Genomic DNA, 18,408 nt, shown 5'->3' with positions numbered 1-18,408 from the left:
CAAATCGCCAGGAAAGACGGGAAGTTGAGGGACCGGCCAAGCGCGTGTTACGACCGCCGATGGCCAATCCCTCCACCCCCAAACTGGCCATTCGGAGCCGGCTTTCCATGAGCGAGCGCAACGACGTCCCGCGGACCACTGTTCCCGTGGCCCCCCTGCCTGCGCCCGGCGCGCCCGCGAGCCCGAACGCTCCGGCCACGGAGACGCTGGCCCAGGCCGCCCCCCACCTTCCCGCGGCCGCCGCCAACACCCGCGCCGAAGACGAGGCGCGAGAGCGCATCGCGTCGCTGGAGCGTGAGGCCAAGGCCCTCAGCGCCTCGGAGCCCCACACGGCGGCATTGCTCTTCCACGAAGTGGGACTGCTCTGGGAAGAGCCGCTCAAGAATCCACGCAATGCAGCGGTCGCGTTCCAGAACGCGTACAAGCTGTCACCGCGCTACCTCGTCAACATCCGCGCCGCGCGCCGCCTGTTCTCGGACGTGGGCAACTGGCAGATGGTGCTGCAGCTGATGGACGCGGAGCTCGCCGCCACCGAGGACACGCGCCACCAGGCCGCGCTGCTCTTCGAGAAGGGCATCATCCTCCAGGAGCGCCTGTCCCGTGACGAGGAGTCCGCCGCCTGCCTGCGCCAGTGCCTGGACCGCCGGCCCACCGACGTCGTCGTGCTCACGCAGCTGGAGTCCGTGTACGCCGCGCGGAACGACGCCCCGGCGCTGGTGGAGGTGTACCGGCTGCTCGCCGCCGCCGTGCAGCAGCCGTCGCTGCGCGCGCACTACCTCACCGCCGCGGGCCTGCTCCTGGAGGAGCGCCTGAAGCAGCGGGACGGCGCCGCGGCCCTGTTCCGCGAGGCCTTCGCGCTGGACCGGTCGGACCTCCAGCTCCTCGCCGCGATGAAGCGCCTGGCCGAGCGCGAGGGCCGCGTCGACGAGCTGCTCGCCGCGCTGGGCGCGGAGGCCGCAGCGCTGGGCGCACAGGCGGCGCCCGCGTACCTGCAGATCGCCAAGGTGTACGAGCGCAATGGCCGCAAGGATGACGCGCTGGCCGCGCTGCTCGCCGCGCGGCAGGTGTCCCCCAACGAGCCGCTGGTGCTGAGCGAGCTGGCCGGCATCTACGAGACACAGGGCCGCTTCGAGGAGCTGGCGGACGTGCTGCTGGCGCGCGTGGGCTCGCTCAACGACGAGAGCGAGCTGGTGGCCACCAACCTGCGCCTGGCCGCGCTGTACGAGGAGGTCCTCAAGCGCGAGGCGGACGCGGCGGCGCGCTACCAGGCCATCGTCGCGCGCATCCCCGGTCATGCGGCGGCGCTCGCGGGCCTGGGCAAGCTGTACTACCGCATGCAGAACTGGGAGGGGCTGGTCGCCGTCTTCGACGCGGAGGTCGCCGCCGCCGAGGACGCGAAGCAGAAGGCCGCGCGCATGTACAAGGCGGCCGAAATCCTGGAGGAGCGCCTGGGCCGGCAGGAAGAGGCCATCGCCCGCTACAACACCTGCCTCCAGCTCCAGCCCGGCTACCTCCCCGCGCAGAAGGCACTCACCCGCCTCTACGAGCGCCAGGGACGCTTCGCCGAGCTGGTGGCCATGTATGAGCAGGACCTGCTCCAGACGAGCGACCGGGATCAGCTCATCACCACGCTGAACAAGATGTCGGTGGTGTACGAGGACCGGCTGGGCGACCTGGACCACGCCATCGAGTGCATGAAGCGCATCCTCGACCTGGCGTCGGACCACCTGCCCACCATCCGCAACCTCGCGCGGCTGTACGAGCGGGCCGGCCGCTACCGCGAGCTGCTGGACACGCACGACCTGGAGGCCTCGCTCGCGGGTGACACCAAGCAGGTGCTGTCGCTGCTGCACCGCAACGCGGAGATTCTCGACGAGCACCTCAAGGACCGCGCGGGCGCCATCGCCGCGTACGAGCGCGTGCTGGCGCTGTCCCCGTCCTACCTGCCCGCGCTCAAGGCCCTGGGCCGGCTGTACGCGCAGGAGGGCCGCTGGGAGAAGCTGGTCGACATGTACCGGGCGGAGTCGGAGAGCTCGACCTCCACCGAGCAGGCCGCCGCGCTCATCTACAAGATTGGCGAGCTGTACGAGCAGCGGCTGAACCAGGACAACGAGGCCATCGCGTCCTACAACGAGGCGCTGATGCTGGCGCCCAGCTACTTCCCGGCGCTGCGTGCGCTGGCGCGCATCTACCGCGCGCAGGGCGCGTGGGAGAGCCTGGTCGAGGTGCTCCGCGCCGAGGCCGCCAACCGCACCGACCCGCTGGAGCGCGCCAATGCGCTCTACCAGGCCGCGGCCATCTGGGAGGAGCAGCTGCTGCGGCCGGAGCTGGCCATCGACACGTACCAGGAGGTGCTGCGCCTGACGCCGGGCCATGCCGCCACCCTGCGCGCGCTGGAGCGACTGTACCTGGCCCAGGACAACGCGAAGGAGCTGGTCGGCATCCTCGACCGCGAGACGCAGGTGGGCGGCACACCCGCCGCCAAGGTGACGGCGTACCTGAAGCTGGCGAGGCTGTACCTGGACCGGTTCCAGGAGCCCTCGCGCGCGGCCCAGTGCTGCGAGGCCGTGCTGGGACTGGACGCGGGCAACCTCACCGCCCTCACCCTGCTGGAGCGCATCCGCGCCTCGGACCGCCCCCGCCGCGCGGAGCTGCGCCAGCGCATCGCCGAGCGCGTGAACGACCCTCGGCTGGCCACCGCGCTGCGGTTGTCCGCCGCGGTGGACCTGGACCGGAGCCCCGCCGAAGGCACGCTGGAGGCCTACAAGCGCGCCTTCGAGGCCGACCCGGGCGACGCGCGACTGGCCTTCGTGCTGGAGCGCGGCCTGCGGCAGGCCGGTGACGCGTCGGGGCTGGCGCGCATGTACACCATGCGGCTGGCCGCCGCGCAGGATGTGGACGAGGCGCTGGAGATGCTGCTGCGGACCGCGGAGCTGGCGGACACGCGCTTCAACGATCTGGAGCGCGCGGCGGCGCTCTACCACCAGGCCCTGGAGCTGCAGCCACACGGCCTGCCCGCGCTCCAGGGCGCTCGCCGCGTGGCCCTGAAGCGGGGTGACTTTGCGGGCGCCCGTGCCGCGCTGGAGACGGAAGCCCGTGCGTGCAAGGACCCTCGCGGCGCCATCGACGCGTTCATCGGCGCGGCGCGGCTGGCCGCCCAGCGGCTGAACGACCCTGACGGCGCGGCGGCGCTGTACCGCCAGGCGTTGGAGCGGGATCCGCTCCACGCGGGCGCGCAGGCGGGGCTGGAGGAGCTGCTGGCCCAGCGCGGAGGCTCCGCGGACCTGGCGGCGCTGCATGAGCGGCGCGGCGAGGCGAAGCTGGCACAGCGGGACGGGCTCGCCGCGGCCACGGCCTTCGTCAGCGCGGCACGGCTGTGCCACGGCGCACTGAACGACCGGGCGAAGGCGCTGGCCCTGCTGGAGCGGGCACTGGCCGCACAGCCGGGCCACCCGGAAGCCCTGGAGCTGCGCGGCGCGCTGCTCCTGGAGGCGCAGCAGTACGCGGAGGCCGCGGCCATGCTGAGCCAGCGCGTGCAACTGGGCGGCGACCCGCGCACCCTGGCCCAGTTCCACCTGACGCTGGGCAACCTGTACGCGACGCACCTCAATGACCCGAGCCGCGCCGCCGCGCACTTCCAGACGGTGCTGGCCACCCTGCCCCGCCACCTGGAGGCCCTGGAGCGGCTGGCCGGGCTCCATGTCCAGGCGCGCAACTATGCGGGCGCGGTGGACTGCCTGCACAAGCTGCTGCAGCAGGAGCTGCCTCCGGAGCACCGGGCGCGCTTCACGCTGGAGCTGGCGCGCACCTACGACGAGGGGCTGGGCGACGCGGGCGCGGCGACGCCGCTCTACCGGCGGGCGCTGGAGCTGTCTCCGGGCAACCTCGCCCTGGTGGATCGGCTGGTCGTCCTCTACGAGCGCGCGCGCAACCTGCCCGAGCTGGCGCAGCTCCTGGAGGCGCAGGCCGCGGGCCAGCTTCCGGTGGATCCGAAGCGCGCCGCGACGCTCCGGATGCGGGCCGCGGACCTGTACGCGGGGCCGCTGTCCGAGCCGGCTCGCGCCACCGCCCTGTACCGGCAGGTGGTGGACGGCGATGGCACCAACCTCCAGGCGCGCGCGGTGCTCGCGGACCTGTATGCGCGGGACTCGTCGTCGGTGCCCCTGGCCATCGAGGAGCACCGTCAAATCCTCCGCCAGGACCCGACGCGGGTGGACAGCCTGCACGCGCTGTTCAAGCTCTGGGAGGGCTTGAAGCAGCTGGACAAGGCCTTCTGCGCGGCGGCGGTGCTGCACTTCCTGCGCTCCGCCAACGAGGTGGAGCTGGCCTTCTACATGGAGGCTCGCACGCGGCTGGCACAGGAGGCCCGCGAGTCCCTGACGCAGACGGATGTGGACGCCGTGCTGATGCACCCGGGTGCGCGGAGCCCGCTGCTCGAGGTGCTGCGTGCCATGGGCGAGCACCTGGAAAAGGTGTACCCGCCCAACTTCGACATCGTGGGCGTCAACCCGAAGGCGGATCGGCTGAAGGCCGACTCGGCCGTTTACAAGGCCATCCGCGCCGTGGCGCAGGTGTTCGGCGTGGAGGACTTCGAGGCCTACCAGGCGCGGCGCGGCCTGACGGTGCTGGAGACCACCGAGCCCTTGTCGGTGTGCATCGGCCAGGACGTGGTGCGGCGCTTCAACGCCCGCGAGCAGAAGTTCCTCCTGGGCCGCGCGGCGCTGGGGCTGCTCAACAAGTCGGCCGTGCTGGAGAAGCTGTCCCAGGGTGAGACGGCGGACCTCTTCGGCAACGCCATCCGCATCCACGCGCCGCAGTTCAGCGCGCTGGGCCGGCGCAACGACGAGTCGGTGAAGCAGCTCAAGCGGGCCTTCCCGCGCAAGGCGCTCAAGGCGCTGGAGATTCCAGCGATGGCGCTGGGCGACGTGCAGAAGGTCGAGCTGGCGCCATGGCTGGAGGCCGTCGACTACTCGGCGGACCGCGCGGGCATGCTGATGTGCGGCGACGTGGCGGTGGGCCTGGGCATGGTGCTGCGCGAGGACCCGAACTTCGCGGGCGCCCGGCTGGACACGCCCGAGCCCATGCTCCAGGCCGTGCGCGAGGGCGAGCGGCTGCGCACCATCCTGGCGTGGGCCTTCACGGATGACTTCTTCCGGCTGCGTCAGCGGCTGGGATTGGGGCTGTAGCCCCGCGTCGGCTCGTGATGCGGCGGGGCCCTACTCCCGCCGCACCACCGCGCCCTCGGGCAGGCCCGTGACGATCCGCTCCAGGGCGTCGTCCACGGGCCCGCGCTGTGCGGACTCGATGGTCACCTTCACCCGGTAGTCCTTGGCCGGGTCGAACTCCGGGTAGGAGCCGATGGCCACGTGCGGCATGTCGAGCGCCACCCGGTCCAGCACGGCGGCGATGTCGCTCTCGCCCAGGCTGAGGTAGAGGCAGCTCATCGCCACGGGTGAACCGCTCAGGCGCGCGAGCACCGTCTCCAATTGCAGCCGGAAGAGCTGTGGCACGCCGGGGAGCAGGAAGATGTCATCCACGGAGAGTACGGGGAACCAGGTGCCGGACTGGGGGAGCAGCACGGCGCCCTCGGGAGCATCGGCGAGCCGCAGGGCCTCGGGTGTCAACTGCCGCTCGGTGGCCCGGGACATGATGAGGTCCAGCATCTCCTGGAGCCGCACCACCTTGCGGCCCATGGCCATGGCCACCGCGCGCACGGTGACGTCGTCGTGCGTCGGGCCGATGCCGCCGCTGGTGAAGACGTAGCGGGCCTTGCGCCGTGCCCGGGACACCGCGTCCACGATGGCGTCCACGTCGTCGAGGACGGTCTCCACCGACAACAGCGGGATGCCCACCTCGCGCAGGCGCTTGATGAGGTGCGGCCCGTTCAGGTCCTGGACCTTCGCCGTCAGGACCTCATTGCCGATGATGACTGCCGCCGCGCCGGTCCGCTCCATCATAAGGAGCGGGACTGTACCGCAAACTCTCACGTGACAGGCGGCGCGGCTCACGTCCTGGTCCCACTTGGCATCGGCTACATGGTGCCAGGGTAGCGACCAGGCGAGACTCCCTCAGCGCTTGCGACCCAGCAGCTTGCGAATCTCCACCAGCGACGCGGCCGTCACCGCCTCGATGCCCTGCTCACCATCGATGTGGATGATGCGCTCGTGCTTCTCCCGGCGGCGGATGGCGGCGAGGTACTGCTTCGCGATCCGCCGCTGCGCCTCGTCCGCCTCGAAGAGCTCCGCCGCCCCGCCCCGCGCCTTGCGCCGGCGGGCCGCCACCTCGGGCGCCACCCCGACGAACAGCGTCAGGTCCGGCGACACCGCGCAGGCATTCACCGCCTCCACCCACTCCATGGGCAACGTCGCCCCCTGGTAGGCCAGGGACGACAGGACATAGCGGTCGCAGAGGACAAGCTGCCCCGCGGCCAGCGCCGGGAGCACCCGCGCCGTGAGGTGGTCCGTCCGGTCCGCCGCGAAGAGCAGCGCCAGCGTCTCCGGCGCCAGGGGCCCCCCTCCTCCGGGCAGCCCCAGCCGACCCGTGAGGGCCTGACGGATCATCGTCCCCACGGGGCCATCCGAGGGCTCCCGCGTCGTCAGGACCGAGTGCCCCTCCCCGCGCAGGGCCGAGGCCAGCCGCTCCACCTGCGTCGTGGTGCCCGCGCCATCCAGCCCCTCCAGGACGATGAACCGCCCCGGGTAGCGCGCGATGGCCTTCTTCCGGGCAGCGCTCACTGGGGAAGCAGCGCCGAGGGGTCGTCCAGCCGCAGCTCGCTGCGCAGGGCCAGCATCGACTCGTATTGCTTCAGCTCGTCCACCAGGAGCTTGCGCCCCATGCGGTAGCTGATGAAGGCGTACACCAGCAGCCCCAGGGACAGCAGGGCGGCCGCCCAGGCCAGCAGGGGCGTCCGGATGGAGTCGTAGAAGAGCTTGCCCGCCGCCCCACCCACCAGGAGGGCGATGACGGTGGCCACCCCCGCATGGGCGAAGCGCGTCGTGCTGTGACGGGTGGCAAGACGGTCCTGGAGCTGGTCGAGCCGAGCCCGGAGTTCCTGGGTATTGGAAGTCATCACGGCGCCAAGCACCCTACATCAGGGCATCTCCCACGTCGAGTCGGCGCCCCCTGCCCACCTCATCCCCGCCATCACCCCCACACACGCCTACGGGCCGGTTGGCTTGCGAGCCACGGGCGCCCACGCTACATGCGCCGCACATGCAGCCCTCCGCCCGGACCGAACCCTCCATGCGCCACGACAGCGAGCTCTCCTCCATCGACGATGCCATCCGCGACATCCAGGAAGGCAAGTTCGTCATCGTCGCCGACGACGAGGACCGTGAGAACGAGGGTGACCTCATCATGGCCGCGGAGAAGGTGACGCCCGAGCACCTCGCCTTCATGGTGCGCCACACCAGCGGCATCGTCTGCATGCCCATGCTGGCCGAGCGGCTGGACGAGCTCCGCCTGCCGCAGATGGTGTCGGACAACACCGAATCCCACCGCACCGCCTTCACCGTCTCCGTGGACTACCGCCACGGCACCCACACGGGCGTCTCCGCGGCGGACCGCGCGAAGACCATCCGCGCCCTGGTGGACCCCACCAGCAAGGCGGAGGACTTCCTGCGCCCGGGTCACATCTTCCCGCTCCGTTACCGCGAGGGCGGCGTCCTCCGGCGGGCCGGCCACACCGAGGCCACCGTGGACCTGTCCCGCCTCGCGGGCCTGGCCCCCTCTGGCATCCTCTGCGAGCTGGTGAAGGACGACGGCACCATGATGCGGATGCCGGACCTCAAGGTCTTCGCCCGCGAGCACAAGCTGTCGCTCATCACCATCGCGGACCTCATCGAGTACCGCCGCCGCAAGGACCGGCTGGTGCGCCGCGAGCCCGGCCAGCACACCGTCAGCACCCGCTACGGCGACTTCACCGCCCTCACGTATTCGTGGCTGCCCGACGGCGCGAAGTCCCTGGTGCTCATGAAGGGCGACCCGGCCTCGCGCCCCAGCGCGCTGGTCCGCCTGCACGCGGCGTGCGCCATGGGCGACGTGTTCGGCTCGCCGACGTGCAACTGCAACGCGCTGCTGGACCAAGCGCTGGCGCGCATCGCTCGCGAGGGCAACGGCGTGCTCGTGTACCTGCCGGGCATGCACGGCGACGACTTCGGCATCCACCACAAGCGCAACACGGACGGCAGCAGCGGCCCCACCCGGGGCCCCCAGGAGTCGCGCGACCTGGGCATGGGCTGCCAGATCCTCAACGACCTGGGCGTGCGCACGCTGCAGGTGATGACCAACTCGGACATCACCTACCGGGGGCTCGCCGGCTTCGGCCTCACCATCGAGAAGCGCGTCCCGCTCCAGCCGGACTGACGTGTGCCAGCCAGGCGGACCGGAGCGGCGTCAGCCCAGGTCCGCCAGTGCGCCCTTCACCGCGTCCAGCGTCGCCGGCAGCTCCACGGGCGGGTTGGCGAATTGGCTCTGAACGTCCGCCAGCGCACCCCGGTGGTAGCCCACCTTGAAGTCAGCGAACTTCAGGCCGTGCGCGGTGGACACCACCGCCACCCGCGAGCCCCGGGCAATCACGCCCTGGGCCACCAGCTTCTCCAGCGCGGCCAGCGCCACACCCGTGTGCGGGCAGGCGAAGGTTCCCTCCCGGTCCGCGCGCGCCGCGGCGTTGGCCAGCTCGGACTCCGTGGCGTCTTCCACCACGCCCTCGAAGGCCTTGAGCACCTTCACCGCGCGCTTGAAGGACACCGGGTTGCCAATCTGGATGGCCGACGCCAGCGTGGGCTCGGCCTGCAGGGGCACCAGCTCCTGGAAGCCGCCCCGGAACGAGCGCACCAGGGGGTTGGCCCGCTGCGCCTGTGCCACGGCGATGCGCGGCCGGCGGGAGATGAGCCCCAGCTCGAACATCAGCTCGAAGCCCTTCCCCAACGCGCTGGCGTTGCCCAGGTTGCCCCCGGGAATCACCACCCAGTCCGGCGGCTCCCAGCCCAGGTCCTGACAGAGCTCCACGGCGACCATCTTCTGCCCCTCGATGCGCAGCGAGTTCATCGAGTTGGCCAGATACAGCCCCGTGTCCGCCGTCACCGCCTGCACCAGCTTCATGCAGCCGTCGAAGTCCGTGTCCAGCGACAGCACGCGCGCGCCATTGGCGATGGGCTGCACGAGCTGCGCGAGCGACACCTTGTTGCGCGGCAGGAACACCACCGCCGGAATCCCCGCCGCCGCGCAGTAGGCGGAGAGCGCCGCGGACGTGTCGCCGGTGGAAGCACACGCCACCGCGCGCAGCGGGACGCCCCGGGCGCGCATGTGCTTCACCGCGGACACGAGGACCGTCATGCCCCAGTCCTTGAAGCTGCCCGTGGGCGAGACCCCGCACTCCTTCAGGTCGAGCGCGGCGAGTCCCAGCTCCGCCGCCATGCGCGGCAGGGGCTTGAGCGGCACGCGCCCCTCACCGAGGGACACGATGTCCTCCGTGGGGAGCTGCGGATAGGCCCACTCCCGCTTGCCCCAGACGCCCGAGCCATCCGGCAGCCGCGCGGAGCCGAAGCGCGTCTCGAAACGGCGCTTCCACTCCGCGGCGGGCACGGTGCGCAGCGCGGCCACGTCGTGCGAGACCTCCAGCAACCCACCGCAGCGTGGGCACCGGTACACCACGTCCAGCAGCGAGGCGCGAAAGTCACAGCCCTCGCTGCATGCGAACTCCGCGCGGAAAGCCGAAGCCAGGCCCTCGCTCATGCGTCCTCCTGAGCCCGCGTGCCGCACTCCGGACAGGCCTTCCCGGGCCGCACGGGTGTATGGCACGACGTGCAGGCCCTCCACCCATCTTCGCCACCAGAGTTCTTCGCGGGAGCCGCTGCCGCCGTGGGACGCACCCGTGGCAGCCGCATGCCGCAGTTGTCGCAGAGCAGGCCCGCGGCCTGGGTGTTGCGACAGTAGCGACAGACGACGGCCCCCAGGGGCGCCGCGGTGCGAACGCCATCATCCGCGGCACGGCCCGTGTCCAGCTCGGCCATGGGCGCCACAGGCACCGGCCCCATGTCCCGGGCACGCGTCAGTTGCAGGTCGGGGACCATCTGCACCGGAAGGTCCGGGCCGGAGCGCAGCCGCGTCAGGTCCAGGTCCGGCAGGGCCGTGACGTTGACGGGCGCGCGGCCTCCGGCGTGCGGCGTCACCTCCAGCTCGGGCAGCGTCGCGACGGGCGTCGCGTCGGCCGTGGGCAGAGGGAAGCGCTTGCCGCAGACATCGCACTCCGTCCCTTCGGGCTGAACGTGGTCGCAGAGCGGACAGATAATCATGATGTGCGAACGTTAGCGGGCCACCGCGGACATGGCGAGCAAGCGGACAGTCAGCATGTCGGCTGCCTCACCGGGTCAGGCCCTACCCGAGCCCCCTTAGCCCGATGAAAGGGCCTGCCCTGTCATGGGCACGAAGCGGACGGAGAGCAGGGATTCCACCCGGGGCAGCTCGCCCGCCTGGAGCGAGCGCTGGATGCGCAGCAGCTGCTGGGTGCCCCCTTGGGGGCCCACCGGAATCAGCATTCGCCCGCCCGGCTTGAGCTGTGCGAGCAGCTGGAGTGGCACGTCCTGGGGCGCCGCCGCCGCGAGGATGGCGTCGAACGGCGCCTCCTCGGGCCACCCCAGGGAGCCATCGCCCTCGCGGAAAGACACGTTGTGAAAGCCCTGCTGCCGCAGCACCTGCTGCGCCGACCGGGCCAGCTCGGGAACGATTTCCACCGTGAAGAGCGCACGGCACAGCTGGGCCAGGACCGCCGTCTGATAGCCAGAGCCCGTGCCTATCTCCAGCACGCGCTCCGTCCCCTGGAGCTGGAGCGCCTCGGTCATCAGCGCGACGACGTAGGGCTGGCTGATGGTCTGCCCGTGACCGATGGGCAGCGCCACATCCGCCCCCGCTTCCTCCCGCAGCGCCTCGGGGACGAAGTCCGCGCGGTTCAGCCGCGCAATCGCGTCCAGGACACGCCGGTCCTGGATGCCATGCCGTGACAGATAGTCAGCCCGTCCCCAGTCTCCCATGCCCCAACCCTAGCCATGAAAGGACTGACGGGCACGGCGCCAGAGCGACGCCCCAGCTCCACCCACGAGGGCCAGGACTACCCGACGCGCGCGAGCGCGAGCCGCCCTTCCCACCGCTCCTCGAGCGCCTTCACGAGACCCTGGTTCTCCTTCGCCTTCATCTCCGGGTCCTTCTCCAGGATGCGGCGGGCCTCCGACTGCGCCATGGAGAGCAGGTCCCCATCCCGCGCCAGGTTGGCCACCGCCAGCTCGGGCAGGCCGCTCTGGCGGGTGCCCAGGAATTCGCCCGGACCTCGAATCTCCAGGTCCTTCTCCGCGATGACGAAGCCGTCGCTGCTCTGCTCCATCACCGTCAGGCGCTCGGCGGATTCCCAGGAGCGCGCGTTCCCCGCCACCAGGTGGCAGAAGCTCGCCGCCGCGCCACGGCCCACGCGCCCTCGAAGCTGGTGCAGCTGGGACAGGCCGAAGCGCTCCGCGGACTCCACCACCATCACCGAGGCGTTGGGGACGTCCACGCCCACCTCCACCACGGTGGTGCAGACGAGCAGGTGGAGTCGCTTCTCCCGGAAGTCCTCCATGACGGCGTCCTTCTCGTCCGCCTTCATGCGCCCGTGCAGCAGGCCCACCTTCGCGTCGGGGAACACCTTGCGCAGCTTCTCCACCCCGCGCGTGGCATCCTCCAGGTCCAGCTTCTCCGACTCCTCCACCAGCGGGTAGACGACGTAGGCCTGGTGCCCCTTGGCCAGCTCCGCGCCCACGGACTCGTAGACGAGCGCGCGCTGCTTGTCGTTGAAGACGCGAGTGCGGATGGGCGTGCGCCCCGGCGGCAGCTGGTCGATGACGGACAGGTCGAGGTCGCCGTAGAGCGTCATGGCCAGCGTGCGGGGAATGGGCGTGGCCGTCATGACGAGCACGTCCGGCTTGGGCCCCTTGCTCATGAGCGTGTGACGCTGGAGGACGCCGAAGCGGTGCTGCTCGTCAATCACGACGAGGCCCAGGCGCTGGAAGGACACGTCGTCCTGAAGCAGCGCATGCGTTCCCACGGCCAGGTGGATGTCGCCCCGGGCCACGGCCTCGCGAACCTGGCGCTTGGACTTCGCCGTGCCCGCCGCGCTCACCAGCCCCACCTGATAGCCCAGGGGCTCCATGACCTTGCGGAAGTTGCGCTCGTGCTGCTCGGCGAGGATTTCCGTGGGGGCCATGACGGCCACCTGGTAGCCCGCCTGCAGCGCGATGAGCGCGGAGACCATGGCCACGGCCGTCTTGCCGCTGCCCACGTCGCCCTGGACCAGCCGGTTCATGGGCTCCGGGCGCGCCATGTCCCGGCAGAGCTCCTCCACCACCCGGGCCTGGGCGCCGGTGAGCTGGAAGGGCAGCGCCCCGCGGGCCTTCGCCAGCCGAGGCTCGGAGACGTCGAAGGCGATGCCGACCTCCGCCTTCACGCCCTGGCGCTTGAGCGCCATGCCGAGCTGGAGGAAGAACAGCTCGTCGAACGCGAGCCGCCGGTGCGCGGGGCTCTGGTGCGCATCGAGCGCCTCCAGGTCCGCGTCCCCCGGCGGGAAGTGGATGTAGCGCAGCGCGTCCGGCAGGCCCATCAGGTCCAGGCGACGGCGCAGCTCCACGGGCAGCGGGTCATCGAGCTCATGCGCGAACTGCTCGCCGACCCGGGCGGTCAGCTCGCGGAAGGAGCGCTGCTCGCCGCGCTCGAAGCCCGGGTACACGGGGACGATGCGGTTGAAGTGGACCGAGGTCGTGGACTCGATGTCCTCCGCGGGCTCGATCTCCGGGTGCGCCATCTCCCGGCCCGACATGGTGGCGCGGACCTCGCCGGAGAGGACGATGCGCTTGCCCACGGTGAAGCGGCTCTTCAGCCACGGCCCGGCGTTGAAGTAGGTGGCGGCGATGCTGCCCGAGCGGTCTCCCACGACGGCGCGGAACATCCTGCGGCCCTGCCGGCCCGCCACGAAGTCCGCGACCTTCACGATGCCCACGGTGACGCCGCGCTCGCCGGGCTCCAGCTCGGCGATGGTGCGCAGCTGGCGGCGGTCCTCGTAGCAGCGCGGCAGCATGAAGAGGATGTCGCCCATGCGACGCAGCCCCTTCTTGTCCAGCGTGGAGACCAGCCGGGGCCCCAGCCGCTTTCCCAGCGTCTTCAGCGGCGAGGACAGCGGCCCGGAGCGCGGCGCGATGGAGAGGAGCTTGGCCTCGGAGCGCGAGGCCTCCGCCGCAACGGCGCGCTTCTTCTTGCGCTGGGCCTTCTCCTTGCGCGTCTTCGCCCCGGGGACCTCGCCGCTCCCGGTGTCGAACGTCCCCTGGCGGCTTCCCGGATTGCCACGCATCGACGGGGCGCCTGCCCCGTTCGAGTCCACTGGACCGCGGCTGACCGGCCTCGCCCCCTGGATGTCCGAATCTGGCCGTGGCGCGCGCGCCATGGCGGTCTCGGGTCCCTGACGGCCCCGGGGTTCCATCGAGCCGGCCGGAAAGGGTCCCGGCGCCGTGCCCCGTGGCGGGGGCTTCACCGGCCGACCTTGGAGCTCGCCCGACTGCACCCGCGAAGGCTGACGCCCCAGGGCGCTGGGCGCCATCGCATCCGACTGGCTGCGCGCCGAATGCGGCTCCGCAGCACCGGGGGCCAATGCGCCCCGCTGGCTCCGGAGCGCATAGGAGCTCCCACGCGGAGAACCCTGCTCGGAGGCAGCACGCGCGGGATGCGTGCCAACGGGTCCACGTGCCTGCCTCCCCTCCCCCGTCCCACGCGCTGGAGGGAGCGGGTCCGTGGACTTCCAGGGCGGCACGTAGCCCGGAGGCGTTGCATCCACGGCGGCCGGACTCCCCCGCGCGGGCGTCGGGCGCGGCGAGGCGCCCACGGCGGCCGGGCCCCCGTGTGCGGGCGTGGGGCGCGGCGGAGCGCCATCCCCCGACACGCCGAGCAGCTCCTCGGGCAACGCCACCCCACTCAGCTTCAACCCCGCCACGACGCGCCGGAGCGCGGCCTTGCGCCGCTCGGGCACCGGGTGGTCCACATAGGGCAGCGCGGCCTGCAGGTGCGCCAGCGCCTGGGCGTCCACGCCGCTGGCACCAGCGAGCGCGCGCTCCAGCACCGGGCGCAACGACTTCACGGTGGCGAGCATCGCGAAGTCGCGCTGGCACGCATACCGGAGGGGTCCAACGAGGCTGGCGAGCGGATGGTTCACGCGCGGGTTCCGCCGTACATCCTACGGAACGGGGATGACGTCTCCCACAAAACGAGACCGGGGAAGCGAGCACTGGCCCGCTCCCCCGGCAACTGACTGGGTATTCCGAGGTTCAGCTCTCGCCTGCCGGGGCCTCGTCCTCGGGCTCCTCGAAGCGAATCTCCGTGACTTCCAGCTCGCGCACGCCGCCGGGGCTCTGCACCGTGGCGATGTCGCCCACCTTCTTGCCGATGAGCGCACGCGCCACCGGCGAGGTGACGGCAATCCAGCGCTTCTTCAGATCGGCCTCGATCTCACCGACGAGCCGGTAGGTCACCGGCTTGTCCGTCTCGGTGTCGATCAGGTCCACCGTCGCTCCGAAGACGACCTTGTCGCCGCCCAGCTTGGTCGGGTCGATGACCTCCGCGCGGGCAATCCAGTCGTTGAGGGTCAGGATGCGGCCCTCGATGTGCGACTGCTTCTCCTTCGCCGCGTGGTACTCCGCGTTCTCGCGCAGGTCGCCATGGGCGCGAGCGACCTCGATCTCGCGCGAGATCTTCCCCCGTTCGACGGACTGAAGGTGCTTCAGCTCCTCCTTCAGCTTGCGCAGTCCAGACGGGGTCATCGGGATGTTGTCGCTCCCGCTGCTCATCGACACAGCTCCTTCCACCACTCCCAGGTTCAAGATGCTTGGAGGCTGGCGCTCCTCCCGGAGCCGCCCCCACGACCAAAAGGCCAATGTAGGGAACCACTGACAAGTTGGTCAATGAAACCCGTACAGGGAACGGGAGATGCACTGGGCGCGCGCCCGGTGACCCGCTAGTCTGGCCCCGTGCTGTCCGTCCAGGAATTGCGCGCGCTCGGCGCGGCCCTGCCCTCCAGTGCCTTCCAGCGTCAGCTGGGGCCCTTCGCACTCATCCAGCGTCCGCCCTCCGAGGCCTCGGCCGCGGTGCTCGCGCCCACGCGCATGGCGACGCCCACGGAGATCGAGCAGGGCATGCTCGCGCTCCTGTTCGAATTCGAACACCTGCGCGTGGCCACGCTGCCGCCCCTGAACGCCACGGACCGGCTGCGCATCGGCCGCCGCATGGACTGCGACCTGGTCGTCGACGATGCGTCCGTGTCCAAGATGCACGCGGAGCTGCGGTGGAACGAGGCCGATCAGCGCTGCACGGTCCAGGACCTGGGCTCCACCAACGGCACCTTCCTCAACGCCCGCTCGCTGGGCGGACGCGAAGCGGTGCTGCGCGATGGCGACATCCTGAGCGTGGGCAACGTGCAGTTCTGGTACCTGCTCACCAGCACCCTGCACGAACGCCTGCGCGTGGGTGAAGCCACCGGCCTGGGCTCGCGCAGCGGGTGACGCCCCGCGCCGGAAGCAGCCGCCCTCCGTGCCGTCGGTTATGGTCCGAGCCCAGGCCGGTACAGGGGGCGCACAGCAATGGCCGTCGAGGCGGAAGAGCACGAGCTACGGGAAACGGTTCGCAAGTTGGAGGCCACGGTCGCGACGCTGGAAGCACGGCTGGCTCGGCTGGAGGAGGCCCAGTCGCGTCCCGAGACATCGCTCCCGCGGGTCACGAGCCCCCTCCCCGCCCCCACCGCGCCGGCAGCTCCCGTGGTCCCTCCGGCGAAGCGGGACCTGGAGGCGCACCTTGGCACGTACTGGCTGAGCCGGGTGGGCATCGTCGCCCTCATCATCGGCATCGCGTACCTCATCACGTACTACTTCGGTGAGCTGGGGATGCTGGCGCGCGTGGCGGCCGGCTACCTGTTGAGCGCGGGCCTGGGGGCCTTCGGCTTGTGGTTGTCGCGGCGGCACCAGCTCTTCGGCCGCATCGTCTTCGGCGGAGGGCTCGCGCTGGCCTACTTCGTCACCTACGCCCTGCACTTCCTGCCCTCGGTGCGCGTCATCGAGAGCCAGGCACTGGCGCTGGTCCTGCTCGCCGCGGTGGTGGTCGGCATCGTGGTCATCGCGCAGCGGATGCACTCGGAGACGGTGGCGGGCATCGCGCTCTTCCTCGGGCTGCACACGGGGATGCTGAGTGACATCACCCCGTTCACCCTGCTGTCCACCACGATGCTGGCCGCGGGCGCGCTCTTCTTCCTGGTCCGGAACCGCTGGGTCGTCGTGCCCCTGTCCAGCCTCGTGGCCGTGTACTCCACGCACATCGTCTGGGCGCTGCGCAACGACGGCGTGGCGCCAGGGGCGCCCGAGAACGAACGGTTGCTGCTGAGCCTCGGGTTCCTTGCCCTCTACTTCATGCTCTTCACGGTGGCGCTGCTGGCGCGCCCCCGCGAGCTGTCCATGCCCGCGTGCCTCGCCTTCGCGCTGCTCAACTGGGTGGGGATGCTGCTGCTGGGTGGATACGAGGTGGCCCAGTGGAGTGAGGGCCGCCTCTTCCTCTTCTTCGTGGTGCTGGCGCTCGCCCAGGCGGGGAGCGCGGTGGTGGCCCGGGAGCGGCGCGCGCCCAGCGCCCTGTTCCACACCTATCTCCTGCTGTGCGCGCTCACCTTCGCCACGGCGATGCCCGCCGAGTACAGTCGCGCCTCGCTGGTGGCCGCGTGGACGGTGACGGGCGTGGCGACGGCGCTGGCCTCCCGAAGTGTGGGCGCCCCGCTGCTGCGCTGGGCGGGCCTGCTGATCCTCGTCGCCGCGCTGGGCACCTGCTACGTCTTCGTACCGAAGCACGCACTGCTCCACGCCGTGCTGCTCGCGGCGTTCGTGCTGGCGGAGCGCGCGCATGTCCTGCCCCTGCCGGGCAGCGCGGCCACGAGCGGCCGGGCGCCGGAGGGCCTTCTGCACGCCCTGGGCGCGGCGGGCGCGGGGCTGGCCCTGGTGGGACTGGTGAGCGCCTGGATGCCCGCGGGCTTGACCACGCTGGGCTGGGTCGTGGCCGCCTTCGGCCTGTTCGGACTCGGCTTCGCAGTGAGGGAGCGCTGGTACCGGCTGGCGGCGCTCGCCGTCCTCGGCTTCGCGCTGCTCCGCCTGCTGCTGGTGGACCTGGCCAGCCTCCCGGTCAACCAACGTATCCTTACCTTCATCCTGCTGGGTGTGATGCTGCTCGTCATCTCGTACACGTACACCCGCCTGAGGGACCGGAAGAGTTGACGCCTCGTCCCATCCCCGAACGACGCCAGGAGCACGCCATGTCCACGCCCACCCGCGACGAGCGCGACTACTACGAGCGCATCTACACGGTCACCTGCCAGGTCCCCCATGGGCAGGTGGCCACCTACGGCGACATCGCGACCATCGTCGGAGACGGCTGCGATGCGCGCATCGTGGGCCATGCCCTGGGGGCACTGGGCTCTCGCGCGGACCGTGTTCCCTGGCAGCGTGTCATCAATCGCACCGGAGGTATCAGCACCTCGGGTTACGGCCAGCGCGAGGCCCTGGAAGCCGAGGGCGTCACGTTCGACGAGCGTGACCATGTGCGGATGGAGACGCACCACTGGTCAGGCCCCAGCGAGGACTGGGCGCGAGCCCATGGGTTCCAGCCACTGCCTCCTCGTGCGGAGAAGCCGACAGATGCGCAGCTGCGTCTGTTCTGAACAAGCGCCTGCCCTCCCGTCTGCTTGCCTCTGGGAGCAGACGCGCGAAAGTTCGGATTCCGGCCACCGGGCCGGCGTCCAAACATGTCGCTCGCGCTGCTCCGCTGGGGTGTCTTTCTCCTCTTGTGCCTGTTCGCGCCCCATGCCCTCGCCGGCGATGCCAAGCCCCGGCGAACCGCGGCCAGGGCATCGAAGCTCGTGCGTCTCAAGAACGGGCAGATGCTGCACCGTGATGCCGCGGCCGCGTACCAGCGGATGAAGGCCGAAGCGCGCACGAAGAACATCTACCTCTGGGTCCGCAGCGGCTACCGCTCCCACGCGAAGCAGCGCCGGCTCTACGAGCGCTACCGCAAGGGGAAGGGGCCGCAGGCCGCGAAGCCCGGGCGCTCCAATCATCAACGCGGGCTGGCGGTGGACCTGGTCATCGGCGGCGTCAAGACGCCGACGTACGAGTGGCTCGTGTCGAACGCGTGCCGCTTCGGCTTCAAGCGGACGGTGCGCTCGGAGCCGTGGCACTGGGAGTACCGCCCGCGCTCCACCCGCGAACCCGAGCCGGGCCGCGACTGCGTGGGCCGCCCCCTGAAGCGCCCGCGGCGGGAAACGTCCGCCGTGGCCAGCACGGAGAAGAGCTGAGCCGGGCCCCCAGGGGCGGG

At 71.2% G+C, this 18,408-nt stretch carries 14 protein-coding genes; 6 read left to right on the top strand and 8 right to left on the bottom strand.

Features of this window, described 5'->3' with window-relative positions:
* Window positions 1-107 precede the first annotated feature (107 nt).
* On the top strand, window positions 108-5,186 hold the full coding sequence (locus VZL07_RS32840; protein WP_426751895.1) for a tetratricopeptide repeat protein: 5,079 nt from the start codon (window positions 108-110) through the stop codon (window positions 5,184-5,186).
* A 30-nt stretch (window positions 5,187-5,216) separates the two neighbouring features.
* On the opposite strand, the gene VZL07_RS32835 is transcribed toward VZL07_RS32840, so the two are convergent.
* The 3 genes from VZL07_RS32835 to VZL07_RS32825 form a co-directional block, all read right to left on the bottom strand.
* Window positions 5,217-5,954: a competence/damage-inducible protein A gene (locus tag VZL07_RS32835; RefSeq protein WP_426757417.1), complete on the bottom strand. Its 738-nt coding sequence runs from the start codon at window positions 5,952-5,954 to the stop codon at window positions 5,217-5,219.
* 114 nt (window positions 5,955-6,068) lie between these two features.
* The gene (tmk, locus tag VZL07_RS32830; RefSeq protein ID WP_426751894.1) at window positions 6,069-6,734 is read right to left on the bottom strand and encodes a dTMP kinase; all 666 of its coding nucleotides are present in this window, start codon (window positions 6,732-6,734) and stop codon (window positions 6,069-6,071) included.
* A complete protein-coding gene (locus tag VZL07_RS32825) occupies window positions 6,731-7,069 on the bottom strand; it encodes a hypothetical protein (protein ID WP_426751893.1) in 339 nt (112 codons plus the stop codon). The genes tmk and VZL07_RS32825 overlap by 4 nt, the downstream gene beginning before the upstream one ends.
* A gap of 143 nt (window positions 7,070-7,212) precedes the next feature.
* Between VZL07_RS32825 and ribB the strand changes: the two genes are divergently transcribed.
* The gene (ribB, locus tag VZL07_RS32820) at window positions 7,213-8,364 is read left to right on the top strand and encodes a 3,4-dihydroxy-2-butanone-4-phosphate synthase (RefSeq protein ID WP_426751892.1); all 1,152 of its coding nucleotides are present in this window, start codon (window positions 7,213-7,215) and stop codon (window positions 8,362-8,364) included.
* A 30-nt stretch (window positions 8,365-8,394) separates the two neighbouring features.
* On the opposite strand, the gene thrC is transcribed toward ribB, so the two are convergent.
* The 5 genes from thrC to greA all read right to left on the bottom strand — a co-directional run bounded on the left by thrC (window position 8,395) and on the right by greA (window position 14,855).
* Window positions 8,395-9,735 (bottom strand): threonine synthase, encoded by a 1,341-nt coding sequence (gene thrC / locus VZL07_RS32815; RefSeq protein ID WP_426751891.1) that lies wholly within the window; start codon window positions 9,733-9,735, stop codon window positions 8,395-8,397.
* Entirely contained in the window at window positions 9,732-10,295 is a 564-nt protein-coding gene (locus VZL07_RS32810; protein WP_426751890.1) for a hypothetical protein, read from the bottom strand. Before VZL07_RS32810 ends, thrC begins: the two co-directional genes overlap by 4 nt.
* A gap of 96 nt (window positions 10,296-10,391) precedes the next feature.
* Entirely contained in the window at window positions 10,392-11,030 is a 639-nt protein-coding gene (locus VZL07_RS32805) for a protein-L-isoaspartate(D-aspartate) O-methyltransferase (RefSeq protein WP_426751889.1), read from the bottom strand.
* A gap of 77 nt (window positions 11,031-11,107) precedes the next feature.
* Window positions 11,108-14,224: an ATP-dependent DNA helicase RecG gene (gene recG / locus VZL07_RS32800; protein ID WP_426751888.1), complete on the bottom strand. Its 3,117-nt coding sequence runs from the start codon at window positions 14,222-14,224 to the stop codon at window positions 11,108-11,110.
* Window positions 14,225-14,336: 112 nt separating this feature from the next.
* The gene (greA, locus tag VZL07_RS32795; protein ID WP_426751887.1) at window positions 14,337-14,855 is read right to left on the bottom strand and encodes a transcription elongation factor GreA; all 519 of its coding nucleotides are present in this window, start codon (window positions 14,853-14,855) and stop codon (window positions 14,337-14,339) included.
* A gap of 180 nt (window positions 14,856-15,035) precedes the next feature.
* Here greA and VZL07_RS32790 point away from each other — a divergent pair, with 180 nt between their 5' ends.
* The 4 genes from VZL07_RS32790 to VZL07_RS32775 all read left to right on the top strand — a co-directional run bounded on the left by VZL07_RS32790 (window position 15,036) and on the right by VZL07_RS32775 (window position 18,388).
* A complete protein-coding gene (locus VZL07_RS32790) occupies window positions 15,036-15,566 on the top strand; it encodes an FHA domain-containing protein (protein ID WP_426751886.1) in 531 nt (176 codons plus the stop codon).
* A 78-nt stretch (window positions 15,567-15,644) separates the two neighbouring features.
* Complete coding sequence (locus tag VZL07_RS32785) at window positions 15,645-17,312, top strand: DUF2339 domain-containing protein (protein ID WP_426751885.1); 1,668 nt, start codon at window positions 15,645-15,647, stop codon at window positions 17,310-17,312.
* Between the two features lie 38 nt (window positions 17,313-17,350).
* Entirely contained in the window at window positions 17,351-17,755 is a 405-nt protein-coding gene (locus VZL07_RS32780) for an MGMT family protein (protein ID WP_426751884.1), read from the top strand.
* 84 nt (window positions 17,756-17,839) lie between these two features.
* Complete coding sequence (locus VZL07_RS32775) at window positions 17,840-18,388, top strand: M15 family metallopeptidase (protein WP_426751883.1); 549 nt, start codon at window positions 17,840-17,842, stop codon at window positions 18,386-18,388.
* Window positions 18,389-18,408 lie beyond the last annotated feature (20 nt).

The organism is Pseudomyxococcus flavus (genome assembly GCF_050038885.1).
GTDB lineage: Bacteria > Myxococcota > Myxococcia > Myxococcales > Myxococcaceae > Myxococcus > Myxococcus flavus.
Note: the sequence above shows the minus strand (reverse complement) of the source record. Positions and strands in the feature narration are given on the sequence as shown.

Bases quoted from the DNA above. Each gene is read 5' to 3' on its own strand.
- VZL07_RS32825 (WP_426751893.1), bottom strand. From the start codon at position 7,069: ATGACTTCCAATACCCAGGAACTCCGGGCTCGGCTCGACCAGCTCCAG.
- VZL07_RS32780 (WP_426751884.1), top strand. From the start codon at position 17,351: ATGTCCACGCCCACCCGCGACGAGCGCGACTACTACGAGCGCATCTAC.
- VZL07_RS32775 (WP_426751883.1), top strand. From the start codon at position 17,840: ATGTCGCTCGCGCTGCTCCGCTGGGGTGTCTTTCTCCTCTTGTGCCTG.
- thrC (WP_426751891.1), bottom strand. From the start codon at position 9,735: ATGAGCGAGGGCCTGGCTTCGGCTTTCCGCGCGGAGTTCGCATGCAGC.
- greA (WP_426751887.1), bottom strand. From the start codon at position 14,855: ATGAGCAGCGGGAGCGACAACATCCCGATGACCCCGTCTGGACTGCGC.
- VZL07_RS32785 (WP_426751885.1), top strand. From the start codon at position 15,645: ATGGCCGTCGAGGCGGAAGAGCACGAGCTACGGGAAACGGTTCGCAAG.
- VZL07_RS32805 (WP_426751889.1), bottom strand. From the start codon at position 11,030: ATGGGAGACTGGGGACGGGCTGACTATCTGTCACGGCATGGCATCCAG.
- VZL07_RS32810 (WP_426751890.1), bottom strand. From the start codon at position 10,295: ATGATTATCTGTCCGCTCTGCGACCACGTTCAGCCCGAAGGGACGGAG.
- ribB (WP_426751892.1), top strand. From the start codon at position 7,213: ATGCAGCCCTCCGCCCGGACCGAACCCTCCATGCGCCACGACAGCGAG.
- VZL07_RS32840 (WP_426751895.1), top strand. From the start codon at position 108: ATGAGCGAGCGCAACGACGTCCCGCGGACCACTGTTCCCGTGGCCCCC.
- VZL07_RS32835 (WP_426757417.1), bottom strand. From the start codon at position 5,954: ATGGAGCGGACCGGCGCGGCGGCAGTCATCATCGGCAATGAGGTCCTG.